The sequence below is a fragment of the Clostridium sp. TW13 genome (assembly GCF_024345225.1).
GTDB lineage: Bacteria > Bacillota > Clostridia > Clostridiales > Clostridiaceae > Inconstantimicrobium > Inconstantimicrobium mannanitabidum.
Genome location: NZ_BROD01000001.1, coordinates 370,218 through 385,349 on the forward strand (window position 1 = coordinate 370,218; position 15,132 = coordinate 385,349).

Annotated in this window: 14 protein-coding genes and 2 riboswitches; of the genes, 11 read left to right on the forward strand and 3 right to left on the reverse strand. The window is 29.1% G+C overall.

Features of this window, described 5'->3' with window-relative positions:
* Window positions 1-138 precede the first annotated feature (138 nt).
* Window positions 139-1,569, reverse strand: a complete 1,431-nt coding sequence (locus OCU47_RS01855; RefSeq protein WP_261826894.1) for a metallophosphoesterase — start codon at window positions 1,567-1,569, stop codon at window positions 139-141.
* A 280-nt stretch (window positions 1,570-1,849) separates the two neighbouring features.
* Between OCU47_RS01855 and OCU47_RS01860 the strand changes: the two genes are divergently transcribed.
* From OCU47_RS01860 to OCU47_RS01880, 5 genes are all read left to right on the forward strand, one after another.
* The gene (locus tag OCU47_RS01860; protein WP_261826895.1) at window positions 1,850-2,032 is read left to right on the forward strand and encodes an alpha/beta-type small acid-soluble spore protein; all 183 of its coding nucleotides are present in this window, start codon (window positions 1,850-1,852) and stop codon (window positions 2,030-2,032) included.
* A 284-nt stretch (window positions 2,033-2,316) separates the two neighbouring features.
* A complete protein-coding gene (locus OCU47_RS01865; protein WP_261826896.1) occupies window positions 2,317-2,502 on the forward strand; it encodes an alpha/beta-type small acid-soluble spore protein in 186 nt (61 codons plus the stop codon).
* Window positions 2,503-2,653: 151 nt separating this feature from the next.
* Window positions 2,654-3,793 carry a metallophosphoesterase family protein gene (locus OCU47_RS01870; protein WP_261826897.1) on the forward strand — a complete coding sequence of 380 codons (1,140 nt, stop codon included), beginning with the start codon at window positions 2,654-2,656 and terminating at the stop codon, window positions 3,791-3,793.
* A complete protein-coding gene (locus OCU47_RS01875; protein ID WP_261826898.1) occupies window positions 3,783-6,557 on the forward strand; it encodes an AAA family ATPase in 2,775 nt (924 codons plus the stop codon). Before OCU47_RS01870 ends, OCU47_RS01875 begins: the two co-directional genes overlap by 11 nt.
* A 79-nt stretch (window positions 6,558-6,636) precedes the next feature.
* Window positions 6,637-7,059: a hypothetical protein gene (locus OCU47_RS01880; RefSeq protein ID WP_261826899.1), complete on the forward strand. Its 423-nt coding sequence runs from the start codon at window positions 6,637-6,639 to the stop codon at window positions 7,057-7,059.
* 69 nt (window positions 7,060-7,128) lie between these two features.
* On the opposite strand, the gene OCU47_RS01885 is transcribed toward OCU47_RS01880, so the two are convergent.
* Window positions 7,129-7,668 (reverse strand): folate family ECF transporter S component, encoded by a 540-nt coding sequence (locus OCU47_RS01885; protein ID WP_261826900.1) that lies wholly within the window; start codon window positions 7,666-7,668, stop codon window positions 7,129-7,131.
* A gap of 54 nt (window positions 7,669-7,722) precedes the next feature.
* Window positions 7,723-7,821, reverse strand: a riboswitch (THF riboswitch).
* 186 nt (window positions 7,822-8,007) lie between these two features.
* Between OCU47_RS01885 and OCU47_RS01890 the strand changes: the two genes are divergently transcribed.
* Window positions 8,008-8,409 (forward strand): hypothetical protein, encoded by a 402-nt coding sequence (locus tag OCU47_RS01890; RefSeq protein WP_261826901.1) that lies wholly within the window; start codon window positions 8,008-8,010, stop codon window positions 8,407-8,409.
* A gap of 174 nt (window positions 8,410-8,583) precedes the next feature.
* Here the strand turns inward: OCU47_RS01890 and OCU47_RS01895 are convergent, their stop codons facing one another.
* A complete protein-coding gene (locus tag OCU47_RS01895) occupies window positions 8,584-9,372 on the reverse strand; it encodes a CAP domain-containing protein (protein ID WP_261826902.1) in 789 nt (262 codons plus the stop codon).
* A 370-nt stretch (window positions 9,373-9,742) separates the two neighbouring features.
* A riboswitch (TPP riboswitch) is annotated at window positions 9,743-9,853 on the forward strand.
* A gap of 113 nt (window positions 9,854-9,966) precedes the next feature.
* Between OCU47_RS01895 and thiC the strand changes: the two genes are divergently transcribed.
* The 5 genes from thiC (at window position 9,967) to OCU47_RS01920 (ending at window position 15,072) form a co-directional block, all read left to right on the forward strand.
* Window positions 9,967-11,277: a phosphomethylpyrimidine synthase ThiC gene (gene thiC / locus OCU47_RS01900; RefSeq protein WP_261826903.1), complete on the forward strand. Its 1,311-nt coding sequence runs from the start codon at window positions 9,967-9,969 to the stop codon at window positions 11,275-11,277.
* Window positions 11,278-11,404: 127 nt separating this feature from the next.
* The gene (locus OCU47_RS01905; RefSeq protein WP_261826904.1) at window positions 11,405-12,292 is read left to right on the forward strand and encodes a metal ABC transporter solute-binding protein, Zn/Mn family; all 888 of its coding nucleotides are present in this window, start codon (window positions 11,405-11,407) and stop codon (window positions 12,290-12,292) included.
* A 92-nt stretch (window positions 12,293-12,384) separates the two neighbouring features.
* Window positions 12,385-12,789, forward strand: coding sequence for a hypothetical protein (locus OCU47_RS01910; RefSeq protein WP_261826905.1), 405 nt, complete (start codon window positions 12,385-12,387; stop codon window positions 12,787-12,789).
* Window positions 12,789-13,181 carry a hypothetical protein gene (locus tag OCU47_RS01915; RefSeq protein WP_261826906.1) on the forward strand — a complete coding sequence of 131 codons (393 nt, stop codon included), beginning with the start codon at window positions 12,789-12,791 and terminating at the stop codon, window positions 13,179-13,181. Before OCU47_RS01910 ends, OCU47_RS01915 begins: the two co-directional genes overlap by 1 nt.
* Before the next feature lie 94 nt (window positions 13,182-13,275).
* Window positions 13,276-15,072 (forward strand): MutS family DNA mismatch repair protein, encoded by a 1,797-nt coding sequence (locus tag OCU47_RS01920; RefSeq protein ID WP_261826907.1) that lies wholly within the window; start codon window positions 13,276-13,278, stop codon window positions 15,070-15,072.
* The last annotated feature ends 60 nt before the right edge of the window (window positions 15,073-15,132 follow it).

Genomic DNA, 15,132 nt, shown 5'->3' on the forward strand with positions numbered 1-15,132 from the left:
CTTCCTATATCAAGGAAATCCTATAGTCATCACTCTTTAATGAGTTGCTTTGTTTAAATTTGTATAATACAAATAAATAAGAGTTATATATAAATATATTTATATTTTTGTTGCTATGATTAATAATAAGTAATCAATTTATAGTGTTTTTTTATCATTTGAATTTGAAAGCTTAGGTGATTTTATAAGTTTTTCAGTATTAAATGTTATTGATAAATAAGAGTCACTAATTTTATTAAAGGCATCTATTGCATATATTTTCACAATGTACTCTGTTCCAGGAGTTAGCCCGGTTATTTTCTGTGTAATAAACTGTGGCATAGGATCAATATAATATTCAGACCAATTTTTAAAACTTTTAATAACACGGCCAGTTTTTTGGTTAATTAAATCATATTTATAACATTCAACTATATCATTTATTTTATTGTATGGTTCAGAGGCCTGGTTGAATTTTAATGTAGCTTCTGTTAGATTAACATTATTTACAGAAATTGAGTTTGTATCTTCAAAAATAGGAGCTTGAGCATCTTTACTACGTGCTTTAGTATAAATAAAGCTTTTTGGTGATGATACATCAAATTGCCATGTTTGAGCAATATCTTTATCTGATAAAAGGTCATAATTATGAATTGAAATTTTGCTGCCTTTAACTTCAACTGACATTGCTTGGGCTACATCTTGACAATCTTTAGGTTCAACTTTGCCACCAACCATTCCGCTTTCAAGTCCAGCATAAGAAAGTGTAGAAGTGTTTATAGCAGTAAAACCTCCATCTTGCCATATGCTAGTAGGATTATTATTTGGCGCATGAGTATGTCCAAAAAAAGTTACAACTTGAGGATATCCACTGAATACTGATTTAAATGTAGAATCTTTACCAGTAGAAAGACCTCTGCCATGACGTTCATTTGAAACATAAGTAGTATATTGTAATGGATGATGGAAAAATACAAAGATAGGTTTCTTAGGATCTTCATTTACAGCAGCTTTTAATTGATTTTTTAACCAATTAGCTACATATGCATAATTATCCCCACCTTGGATTTTTCCTCTGCCAGTATCTTCATTGAAGTTTCCTAAACCAGGACTTAAAGTAATGAAATGATATCCATTTATTATATAATTGGCATTAGGTTTTTCTCCTGTTGTATCAGTAAATAAACTAGCACTATTGCCTTCATGATTGCCCATAGAGGCTACTAACTTTAGGTTACCTTTATTTGCCTTAAGAATAGATTTCCATGTATTATATTCTTCCTTTTGTCCACCATCTGTAAGGTCGCCAACAACAGCAAGTGCATCAGCCTTATTTTTATTAAAAAATTTAAATACTTTAGTTAATCGGTCAATTTCATTATGTTTACGAGGTCCTACATGAGTATCAGATATAACTCCAAATGATAAATTATTTGCAGTTATATCTGGAGTGGATTTATTAGATAAAGTGATCACTTTATTTTCAGCAAAAGTTGATTCCATATTTAAAGGTGAAGTAGAAGTTGCTATAACTAATGTTGTTGCGACTAGTATTAACATTCTATTGAAAAATTTATTTCTTGATATCATAATTACAACTCCTTTATTATAGATAATTATTAATAATGTAATTTTACAATGAAAATGTTACATTATAATTAAAAATATAAATCAATTACATTAATTATCTAGAATTAATGTAATTGATTTATAAAGACTCTATAAAGAAATGACATTTACTCAAGTGATTCCATAAATTTCTTAGAGTATTACAAAATATATTGGTTAATATAATAGTGTAGACAAGAGAATACAGGGTAAGTAAAAGTATTCGGTCTACAAATCCATATAGCCAAGGAGGAATGTAATCATGTCAAGAGTGTTAATTCCAGAGGCCAAGCAAGGTTTAGCTACTTTCAAAAATGAGGTAGCGGGAGAATTAGGAGTTCCATTTAAAGAATATAATGGAGACTTATCATCAAGGCAATGTGGTTCCGTAGGTGGCGAAATGGTTAAAAGAATGATACAGGATTATGAAAGTCATATTAAGTAACGCAGAAAAATAATCCCAAGGTCATTCAAAAATGAGGATGTGCATAGATTTAACTTTGCACATCCTTATTTTATTACTTATGCATCTGAAAATAGATTAGAATATAAACCTATGTACTTTCAGATACCTTAATAAAAAATTGTCCACTTTATTACAGTATCTCCATTAGAATCATAGTTTATAGATATATAGAGTGGTTAACATAACAGTGTAAACAAAAAGAGGATTTTCAAGTAAAATGAAAAACTCGTTTACAAATAATATAGCCAAAGGAGGAATACATTATGTCAAAGTCAATAATAGTTCCACAAGCAAAACAAGGCTTAAGAAATTTTAAGAATGAAGTAGCAGGTGAATTAGGAGTTCCATTTAAGGAATACAATGGAGACTTAACAGCAAAAGAATGTGGTTCCGTAGGTGGCGAAATGGTTAAGAGAATGGTTCAGCAATATGAGAGCACTATAAAGTAATAAACATATATAATGGCTTGGTAAATTCATAATGTAAATTATTCTTAAAACCTAAAAATGAGATCATGCAAGAGATTAACTTTTGCATGGTCTTATTTTTTATGCTAAAATTAGAACAAAGGTTCGGTAAAATATAGAGGAGATATAAGTGATGGATAAAGTAAAAATAGTTCATTGTGCAGACTTACATTTTGATACACCTTTCAGTGATTTAGACACCAAATTATCTAAAATTAGGCAAGATGAGCTGAGAGATACTTTTTCAAAAATAATACATTTATGCAAGGTGAAAAATGCTGAAATTTTACTAATTGCAGGCGATGTTTTTGATAATAGTAGTGTGAAAAAAATTACATTACAATTTTTAAAAGAAAAGTTCATGGAGATACCAGAAGTAAGAATATTTATTGTAGCAGGAAATCATGATCCATTAAATAATAGAAGTTTTTACAATATGATAGATTGGCCAAGTAATGTTCACATATTTTCAAATCAGTTTGAGAGTGTTGTAATAGAAGAACTAAATACAGTGGTTATAGGAGCTTCATTTAAAGAAAGTTATGAGAAAAAATCTTTACTTAGGGATTATAATTCAGACAACAGTTTTCAAAAATATATAAAGTTAATGATATTGCATGGAGATGTATCTCAAGTTGAAGATGGTAATGAATATAATCCAATTACAGAAACTGAAATTGCAAGAACTTCAGTAGATTATTTAGCATTAGGACATAAACATGCATTCTCAGGGATTAAAAGAAGCGGCAATACCTTTTATGCTTATTGTGGATGTCCTGAAGGAAGAGGATATGATGAGTTGGGTGAGAAAGGTGTAATTATAGGGGAAGTCTATAGGGAAAATGTGCAACTTGAATTTGTTCCAACTAATAAACGAAACTATAAGGAATTGCAAGTAGATGTTTCAGGAATTATATCAAAGGAAGGAATAGTAAAGAGAGTTCTTTCTGAAGTGGATAGCAATTCTATAAACGATATTTATAGGATACTTTTAAAGGGTGAGATAGATGAGGATTTTGTTGTTGATATTAATTCACTGCAAAATTCATTGGAAAGATATTTCTTTTCAGTGAAAGTTAAAGATGATACTACAATTAAAGTTGATGTAAATAAACTAAGTAAAGAATACTCAATTAAAGGATTATTTAGCGCTAAGATGTTAGAGAAGATAAATACAGCTGCTAATGAAGAAGAAAAAGAGAAGTTGATTAGAGCCTTTAAAATAGGGTTACAAAGTTTATCAAAGGAAGAGGTGAACTTAGGTGATAATTAAAAAGATAAGAGCATTTAAATTTGGAAAGTTAAATAATGTGGATTTAGAATTATCAGATAGTTTTAATGTTATTTATGGACAAAATGAATCTGGAAAAAGTACAGTTCAAGCTTTTATTAAAGCATGCCTATTTGGAGCGGGTAATAAGAGAATAAGAGATATAAGACAAGATGAAAGAACCAAAATAATACCTATTAATGAAAATACAGCTCATGGAGAACTTGAAATTCTTCATTCAGAAAGGGATATGATTATACAAAGGAGCTTTGGAAAAACAAAAAAAGATGATTTGATTAAGGTAATAGATTCAGTTACAGGCGAAACCCAAGAGGAGCTCTCATTTCAATCCTTGGGAGAAGAAATATTAAAAATAAGTAGTGATACTTTTGAAAATACTCTTTTTATAAAACAACTAGGGACCATAGTTACAAAGTCCAAGGATGATGAAATAATGACTAAGATAACAGGAATGTTTCAGGCAGGTGGAGATGAGGTTTCTCATGACAAATCTATAAAGAAACTTTTAGAGCTTAAAAAAAATCTTGTGGCACCCAGAAAAGGTGGAAGTTTAGATTTGTTAAGAATTAGGCTTAGCAATCTTGTTGATGAGAGGTATAAAAGATTAAAGCTTTCAGAAGAAAATGTTCAGGATGAGTTAAAGCAAATTAATCTTAAAGAGCATAAAGATTTTCTAATAAAGGAAATAGGAAAACTTGAGCTTTATAAAAAATATTTAAAGAAAACTAAGCTACAAAAAGAATACAAAGATATAATGGAGTATTTAAGGAAAAGCCAAGAACTTAAGAGTAATAAAGAAAAGGTTGAAGAGGATTTAAATAGTGATCAGGGGCAAATAAATTTAGCATATTTGGAAGAACTAGAAGAATCACTTGATGTAGTTAAAAATGTAGATGAAGCTATTGAGTCAAAGCTTCAAGAGAAAAATGAGTTAGAACAAACTATAAGTCAAAAGGAAAAAAATCTAGAAGATTTAATTGCATTTTATGATTTACCACAGGATATAGAATCTAAAGTAATAAAGGTAAATTTAGAAAATGAGAATTTAAAAGATAAGTTGAAAGCAATAAGTAGTATCAGGGAAGAGATTAAAAGTATAGATCAAGAAATAAATAGTAATCTGAATTTTGTGCAAGGTTCATCATATTTAGAGGAAAGAAGGGAAGATATTGCTGAACTTTTAAATGAATATGAAGCTGAACTTAGATATACTGAAACTCTATTACAAGATCAAAGAGCCAGCAAGAAGCAAATTTCAAAACAGTTTATGAAATCAGTAAAAAACAAAAAAGTATTATACAGTAGTCTTGCAGTCTTAGGTATATCAGTAGGAATAGTGATTTTGAGTTTATTACCACTACTGAAAATCTTAGGGATAGTTATAATGCTATTAGGAATAGTTTTTGGAGGTTTGTATATTAATATTAATGAAAAATTTAAGGCTGTTAAAAAAGATAATGAGGATTATAATAGTTACATTAACTTACTAACAGAAAAAAAACAGCATATTGAGTTGTACGAAAATAACATAGGTGAAATTTGTGAAGCTATAAAAGTAAATGATTATAAGCAGTTGATTTTAGTACTAAATAAGTTCGATAAAATAAAATTTAGTCTTCAGTTACTCAAAGAGAAGAAAAAAGATAAAGAAAACTTCTTAACAGCTTTGGGTGAAGATGATGTTAAAAAAGAACTTTATGAGAATGAACAGGCAATAAATAAAGTATTGATGAAAACTAACAGCGAAGATATAGATGAATTTATGATAAAAATAAGAACTTACAGAATGTTGATGGAAGAAATAAATTCTGTAAAAGTTAGAAAAGATTTATTGATGGATTCCATAGAAATGCTACAAAAGGATAAAGAAAGTAAACTTCAAATTTTAGATAAAAGATTAAGTTCAGTAAAAATATATTCAAAGGATTATAGTGTAATTAAAGAGCAGTTGCAGAAGTTTAAAGAGAAAATAAGATTGAAGAATGAAATAGAAATTAGTTTGAAAAATACAGAAGAAACATACAAACTTTTATTAAAAGACAGAGATATAAGTTTTATGGAGATGGAACTTCAAGAATTTATTGATAAGGACATTTCATATTCTTATGAAAGTGAAGATGAGATTGAGAATGAGCTGAATGAAAAAAATAAAGAGTTGCTTGAAACTGAAAAATCGCTAAAAGATATAGAAAATGATATTAAGACCTTGTTCTTAGGGAGTCGTGAACTTTATCTTATAGAAGAAGATATTATTAATGTAAAAAAAGAAATACAAAATCAAGAGGAAAACCTTGAAGCAATAGAAATAGCTATGGAGGTTATAAACGAAGCTTTTAAAGATATGCAAAAAAACTTTGGACCTATACTTAATACAAAGGTAGCAAATTATATGAGTTTTCTTACATGTGGAAAGTATACAGATATAAGAGTGTCTGAGAATTATAATCTATCTATAGGAAATGAAGAAAATAATTCTTTGATGGTAGCAGAGTTATTAAGTAATGGTACATGGGATCAAATTTATTTGTCATTAAGGTTGGCTCTTATTGATTTGATTTTTGGAGACGAGGTTGTACCTATTATCTTAGATGAGGCTTTTGTTCAATATGATGATGAGAGAATGAAAAGAGCTATTGAATTGTTATATAGTTTAAGAGAGAGAAGGCAAATAATAATATTTACTTGTCAGAAAAGAGAAGTAGAATATACTAAGGATTATAGTGATATAAAAGTAATAAATTTATAATTTTTTTACTTATCACTGAACTATTTCATATTTTTTTCGTAATAAATAAGGGATGAACTGTTTATAGGGGGATTTAGTCATGCTTAGGCGAAATGAAATAGTCATATTTATAACTCTAATATTTATAATCATTTTTTGTACTGCAGGGTTAATTTATTTAAATAATTATTATAAGGATAATACACAGCTTATATCTGTATATAATGATAAGCAAATCAATGAGGTTAAAAAAATAGCATTTAAAGCTCTTACACCTGATGTATTAAGTGGATTTTCTGGTGATTATGCTAATTCACAAATTGGAAAATTTGTATTAACTAAAGAATTCAAAAATATTCCCCCATTTAATGGCGATTGCTATGAACGATATGCTGGAAAAGGAGTTTATGTAGTCACGTTTAGGTATAAAGAGAATGGCAAGCACTTACCATATATTGTATATATTGATGAGCAAACCAAAAGAGTGATAGGAATAAGAAGATGGTATGTTTATTCTAATTAAATTAGGTCTTTAAGGCTATATTAAGTATATTTATAGGGAAGTTATAATTTTATAACTTCCCTTAATTGACTACTTTAATTTAATTTTTTCTACAAGTTTTAATATAAAATTCATCATTACAACATTAATAGGAACTAATAATAGATTTTTAGCTATTCTAAGCGGCAGTATTGCAGTGATTGAATATCCGTACATCATAGTTAAGAAAATAGTGTTTAATATTATGTCAACGATTATTACAACTGAAACATTGGCTACAATACATCTTTTAATAGTAACTTTTTTCTTATAAAGGATAAGTCCGTATAAAATTCCTCCTACAATGGCAGAAAGAGTGAACCCTGGGAAGTATGGTCCTCTTGGATTAGAAAGATAATTAATAATATCTGATAATCCTCCACTCAGTGCCCCAACAGTAGGCCCATATAATAAACCAATTATAGTCATAACTAAAAAGTCAAAACTTAGTCTTAAAAATTGTGTAATTTGAATGTTGAGTAGTAACCCTAGTGCCAATTTAACGGCAAGCAGAAGCCCAACTGTAACTAGACAAAGTACATTCTTTAGTTCTTTTGATGAATTTGAAAATAAATCATATATTCTTTTCACATAGATCCCCCCTTAATATTATTTGCTGAAACAAAAGAGAGATCTCTTTTATTTAACAGCGGAATGCGACATTTGTACCGCAAACTAATGTTTTTCGTCTAATAAGCAACTTCCCGTCTTATCAGCACTTAACGCACAAATACCTACTCTGTAAATAAATAATATGAAATATTTAAGATATAAAAATATATCTTATGTAATTAATATACACTTAGTTTGTACTAATTACCATGGGTATATGTTACAAAATATTAATGGTGCTATTCAATGTAGAAAAAAAAGCATTTATAATTATTATCTGATATAATAGATTAGCAATAATATTTAGAGGTGAGGAAAATGAAAAAGAGTTTTAGAGGGTTGTGGGTTAATATAATATATGTTTTATTATTCTTGATAACAGCTGTGGCGAGAATTATAACACTATCTACAGCAAATTCTACACAAAATAAAATTATAGTAAATATACTAATAATAGTGATTTTAATCTTCTTTGGGCTAAGATTTTTAATAGCATATCTAAATTGTGCAGTTGTAAAGGAAAATGAACTTAGTATCAATGGAGTCTTTACGAGTAAGAAAGTTAAGTATGCAGATATAGAAGACTATTCTTTTGAAGATATAATACTTAAAATTAATTTAAAAAGTGGAAAAACAGTAGTATTTAATGCATTGAATATTCCGGCAGGCCAGAGAGAAGAATTTAAAGAATTAATTAGTGAAAAAATAGTTTTACAATAAAAATTTAAAGAGTTTATTATCTCTAGCTCAACAAGTCTTAAGAAATTATAACTTCATAAAGAATAAAAGGTAAAGCCATAGAGGTTAGACTGGCAAATATAAACTGCAGTGTTTATATAGCTAGTCCATCTCTATGGCTTTTTAAATTATTTTATTATGTAGTTTTACAGAATATTATTTGTAAAATTCTTGAGTTGCATAGTAGGTATCACCTATCTTATAAACTCCAACTCCGATACTTGAGTAATTTGTTGATAATATGTTAGCTCTATGTCCTGGCGAGTTCATCCAGTTTGTCATAAAGTTATCTGCTAAAGTAGAGTTTCCTGTTACACCACCAATGTAAGCTATATTTTCTCCCCAAGCCATGTAATTAACTCCATCAGCCTTCATTATGTCAGACATATATTTACCTTCAGGATTTTTGTGGTCAAAGTAACCTCTATCCCCCATGTCTTGAGACTTAATTCTGGCATAATGCTCCATTGTTGAATTGTAGCTTAATTGTGAAACACCAGCTTTTGCCCTTTCTTGGTTAACTTTATTAAATATTAATTGTTCAATTTCTGCTATAAATTTATCATTTGCAACACTGCTTTGAGTATTTGTAGTTGTGTTATTTGTTGTATTTGAAGTAGTATTTTGAGTGCTTGTACTATTAGTAGCTGTGTTTTGAGTATTTACTGTTGAATTAGTAGAAGTATTAGTTGAATTTGTTGCAGTATTATTAGTTGTATTTGTTGTAGTTTTTGGTGTAGCTTGTACACTATTTTTATAGTAGTTATATCTATTAGAATTATGTAATGATTTTCTTGCTGCAACATTTACATTTTCAACTTGAGCACCAGCATTTGCTCCAGTTACTTTAGAGTAATCTATTTTACTAGCTCCAAAAGCTGCTAATCCTAAACTTAAAGTTACAGCTGGGATAACAAATAATTTGGTTAATTTAATATTTTTCATATCTAATTCCTCCTCGAATTTGTTTTAGGCATCTGAAAATGGATTTATTTATTTTTTGCAGATGCATTATCGGGCTGTGAATATAATTTAACATAGGACTATTCTTAAATCCAACGGTGATTACTGCCAATGCATGAATATAATCTAATGAATTCTTGAATTATCTATGGAATTAATTGCAAAGAATTTTTTGAAAAAATTCTGAAGATGATTACACAGCAATGCTTATGGCGTATATTTTTGTACAAACTTTAGACCTAAAGATGAGGATATTAGAGGAAAGTTATCTATAAAATACATCTAAATTTCTTGACCTTTTTATTATATTAGGTTAATCTTTAAGAGTGTAAATGATTCTATAATTGTATAGCTATATAACTAGGGGAGCTAATATTTTAGCTGAGATTGGAAAGAACAATTTCCTAAACTCTTATAACCTGATTTGGTTCATACCAACGTAGGGAAGTATATTAATATTTTTGTCTATTGATGTAGCCCGTAGTGGCTACATTTTTTGTTTTAAACATATATAGTTGAAAATATTCTCCTAGCTTATAGATTACAGAAAATAATTATTGAAAGGAGATATGTTATATGAATTATAAAACACAGATGGAAGCAGCTAAGAAGGGTATTGTTACAAAGGAGATGAAGGCAGTAGCTGAAAAGGAAAGAATATCTGAAGAGAGACTACTAAAGTTAGTATCAGAAGGAAAGGTGGTTATACCAGCTAATATTAATCATAAATCACTTAGTCCAGAGGGGATAGGTGATGGACTTAGAACCAAAATAAATGTAAACCTTGGTATCTCTGGTGATAGTGTAGATTATTGCAGAGAAATGGAGAAGGTAAAGCTTGCAATTAAATATGGTGCTGAAGCCATAATGGACTTAAGTAATTATGGGAAGACTCAAGAATTTAGAGAAAAATTAATAGAGTACTCTCCAGCAATGATAGGAACTGTTCCTATGTATGATGCTATTGGGTACCTTGAAAAAGACTTGTTAGACATAAAAGCTAAGGATTTTCTTGATGTAGTTTTGGCACATGCAAAGGCTGGAGTTGATTTTGTTACAATACATGCAGGGATAAATAAAAGAACGATTTCGTTATTTAAAGAAGATAAAAGAAAGATGAATATAGTATCTCGAGGAGGATCTTTGCTATTTGCATGGATGGAGATGACAGGTAATGAAAATCCTTTTTATGAATACTATGATGAACTATTAGATATTCTTAGAGAGTATGATGTTACAATCAGTTTAGGTGATGCCATGAGACCAGGTTGTATTGATGATTCTACTGATGCAGGTCAAATAACTGAACTAATTGAATTAGGGTTACTAACTAAAAGAGCATGGGAAAAGGATGTTCAAGTTATGATAGAAGGACCAGGTCATATGGCTATGAATGAAATTGCTGCTAATATGCAAATAGAAAAGAGATTATGTCATGGAGCTCCTTTCTATGTACTTGGACCTTTAGTTACTGATATAGCTCCAGGTTATGATCATATTACCTCTGCTATTGGTGGGGCTATAGCTGCAACACATGGTGCTAACTTCCTTTGTTATGTAACACCAGCAGAACATTTAAGACTTCCAGATATATCAGATGTTAAGGAAGGAATAATTGCTTCAAAGATAGCAGCACATGCAGCAGATATAGCAAATGGACTTCCAGGTGCCAGAGATAGAGATAATGCAATGGCAGATGCAAGACAAAAACTCGATTGGGATGAGATGTTTAAGATTGCTATAGATGGAGAAAAAGCTAAAGAGTATTTTGAAAGTATCCCTCCAGAAGATAAACATAGTTGTTCTATGTGCGGAAAGATGTGTGCAGTAAGAACTACTAATAAAATTTTGAATGGTGAAAAAGTAGAGCTTTATAATAAAAAATAATTATAAACCCCCTAGTGAATAATTACATTAAATTATTGGAATAATTCAGCAGGTGAGGATATTGACAATCAAATAGAAAAGAATTATCCTAGTAATAGATGCAAATGATTTGCAAGTGGAGGTCGGGATGTTAAAAAAAATATTTATATCAATAATGAGTGTGGGGATTGTTCTCACAGCAGCAGGATGTACTGTAGCTAAGGATACTAAAAGCAATAATGGAAAGATTAATGTTGTGGCTAGTATAAATTCAGTAAGAGATTTTGCACAAAAAGTTGGTGGGGATAAGGTAAATGTAACTTTATTGGTTCCAGAAGGCACAGAGCCACATGACTTTGATCCTAAACCTAAGGATTTAGAAAAGCTAGCTAATGCAGATTTATTCGTATATAGTGGAGCTGGCATGGAAGATTGGGTTGATTCTGTAAAATCTGCAGTTGGAAGCAGTGAGAAACTTACAATTTTAGATGCTAGTAAAAATGTAGATTTAATAAAGAGTGATGGTAAAACTGATCCACATATTTGGTTAAGTTTAAAGGAAGCTAAAAATCAATCAAAAAGTATATTGGATGAGCTTATTAAGTTAGACTCAAAGGATAAAAGTTATTTTGAACAAAATTATAATAATTTTGCAAAGGAGTTAGATGACTTATATAATTCAAATAAATCTAGATTTGCTTCATTAGCTAACAAAGACTTTGTGACAGGTCATGAGGCTTTTGGATACTTATGCAGGGACTTTGGTCTTACTCAAAAAAGTGTAGAAGATATGTTTGCGGAGGGAGAACCTACTCCTAAAAAACAAGCTACTTTGGTAAAGTTCTGTAGAGATAATAATATAAAAACTATATTTATGGAAACATTGGCTAGTCCAAAAGTATCTGAAACTTTAGCAAATGAAGTTAATGCAAAAGTTGAAAAAATATATACACTTGAAAGCAAAGAAGATGGATTGGATTATGTTCAAGCAATGAAGAAAAATTTAGATAAAATATATGATTCTTTAAAAAAATAAAGATAAATTGTAATCTCACTTTTAATTTAAGAGAAAAATAGGTAAGATGTATATAGTACACTTATAAAAATCTTTTAAATTGAGGTGGGATTATGTTTTTTAAAGAAAAATTTATAAAATATCTAGAAGCTAATAAAATACCTTTTAGAAAAGAAGAATCACTATTATTTTTAAAGATCAAAGGAAGTAATGAAGAGAGTTTTGAAGTTTATTTAAGATTTGATGAAAACAGTATAGCGTTAGGCTTAGCAAAAGGGTTAACATATGAAAAAGATAGGGAGATAGATGTTCTTGAAATATTAAATGAAATTAATAGCTTGGAGGACAATTACATAAAGTTTAAAGTTTGTAATGGTATGATTTTATCAGATGTAAATATTCCTATACTAAGTGCAGATATCAATTATAAGAAGTTAGAAGAAATTATTTTAGACTTTGTTGCAACTATGGAAATGTATTTAAGAGATATATATGAAGTATTGGAAGAAGAGGTGTAATGATGATAGATTTAGATGAATTTAGTATGGTACTAAATCAGAAGAGCATAAAACACGACTTGCAAAATATTGATGATGATATTCAACAGATAATATTTAAACTGAATGATAAAGAGGTAAATATGTTTTTATGTGAGGAAACTCATATTAAAATGTTTATTTCTTTAAATAAATGTATAAAAGACATGAATGTAGAGAAAGCATTAGAAAAAATAAATGATATTAATGTGACTGATAATGAAATTACATTAGCTCTTTTAGGTGATAATAAAATATATATTACAAAGTCTATTCCGTTTATTGGAGAAGTAGATTGGGAAAAAATATTTTCAATCCTACAAGAAATTGTAGATAGATCAGAAAAAGTAGTTTCAAATTTTATACAGTTATAGTAATATATATTTATACTATGAGATTTAGGCATCTGAAAATAAATAAAATATTTAAATATTTTTGAAGACGCCTTATTATGGAAAGGGTAGGTATATGGAAGAACGGATTAAATTTTATGATAAGAAAATAGAAGGTGCCAGAGAAGAATTAAAACAATTAAAAAGCAGATGTGATTTTTACAGTATTCTTAGATTTATTATAATTGCAGTACTTATAGTAGCACTATATATTTCTTATAAGAATGCTAATAATAATTTAGCAATAATGTCCATAGTTATAGCAGTTGCAACTTTTTCTATAGTTGCATCTATACATTCAAAGGCATTGTATGAGCAAAGCAAGATAAAGACATTAGTTAAGGTAAATGAGGAAGCAAAAGCAAGACTTAATGGTGAATGGAAGAAATTTGAGGATGATGGTCATGAATACTTAAAAGTAGAACATCCATATGTAAATGACCTCGACATATTTGGAAAAAGTTCACTTTTCCAATGGGTTAATACTACTACAACTCAATTTGGAAGAAATAGATTAAAGGAAATTCTTTCAATGGATAAACTTCCAACTAAAGAAGATATATTAAGAAGACAAAGTATTATTAGAGAATTAGGAGAAAAGGTAGACTTTAGGCAAAAGGTTCAGATTGAAGGAAGCATAGAAGAGAAGGGAAAAGGTGATCCTGAAAGTTTTGTAGCTTGGGCAAAAGAGAGTAATGATAAGATTTTAAAGCCGTATAATACAGTTATATCTTTCTTGTGTCCAATATTATTAATTGCATCTATAATAATATATTTTAGTACCCATGTTATATCTAGAGCTATTCCTTTAGCAGTAACAGTTCTAAATATAATTATTTTAAGAATAGGAAAATCAGAAATTGAAACTGCCTTAGATACTCTTTATGATGTGAAATATAAGATTAGTAAGTATTTTAACATAATTAATCTTATCGAAAATGAATCATTTGAAGATGAAAATCTTAAAAAGTTGAAAGCAAAATTAAACAGTAATGGCTTAAACGCAGTTAATGAAATGAAAGAACTTGATAGGATTGCTGTGAAAGTCAGAGATAGGGGCAATATGGTTTATATAATTATAAACATATTATTACTTTGGGATTGTCATCTACTAAAGCAGCTAGAATTGTGGAGAAGAAAAAGCGGTAATACAGTGGAAGCTTGGTTTGAAGTTATAGGAGAATTTGAAGCATACATGAGTATTGCTAATATTAGTGGAGATTTTAATAAGTATTCATTCCCTAAAATAGAAGATAAATTAACTATAAGTGGCAAAGAAATAGCACATCCATTAATAGGGGAAAGAGCTATAAGCAACAACTTTTCTTTAGAGAAAGATAAAAGTATAATTCTTATTACAGGTTCTAATATGTCAGGAAAAAGTACATTTTTAAGAACTGTAGGTATAAATATGATATTATCTTATATCGGAGCACCTGTTTGTGCAAAAGAATTCAGTACACCTATATTAAATATTTATACATGTATGAGAATTGGAGATAACCTAGAGGAAAATATATCTTCATTTTATGCTGAAATCTTAAGAATTAAGATACTTATGGAAGCAGTAAACAGAGGAGAGCATGTATTTTTCTTATTAGATGAAATTTTTAAAGGAACTAACTCTATGGATAGGCATACAGGAGCAGAGATGCTTATAAACCAACTATCTAAAAAGCCAGCCTTAGGCTTTGTTTCAACTCATGATTTAGAGCTATGTGACTTACAAGATAGTAATAACAAGGTGACAAACTATCACTTCAAAGAACATTATGTAAATAATGAAATAAAATTTGATTATACACTTAGAAGTGGTAAGTCTACTACAAGAAATGCAGTATATCTTATGAGGATGGCAGGAATAGACATATAATATTTTTAGCTTAATCAATGATTTTTTGATATAATATACAAGGCTGCTAAAACAAAAGCA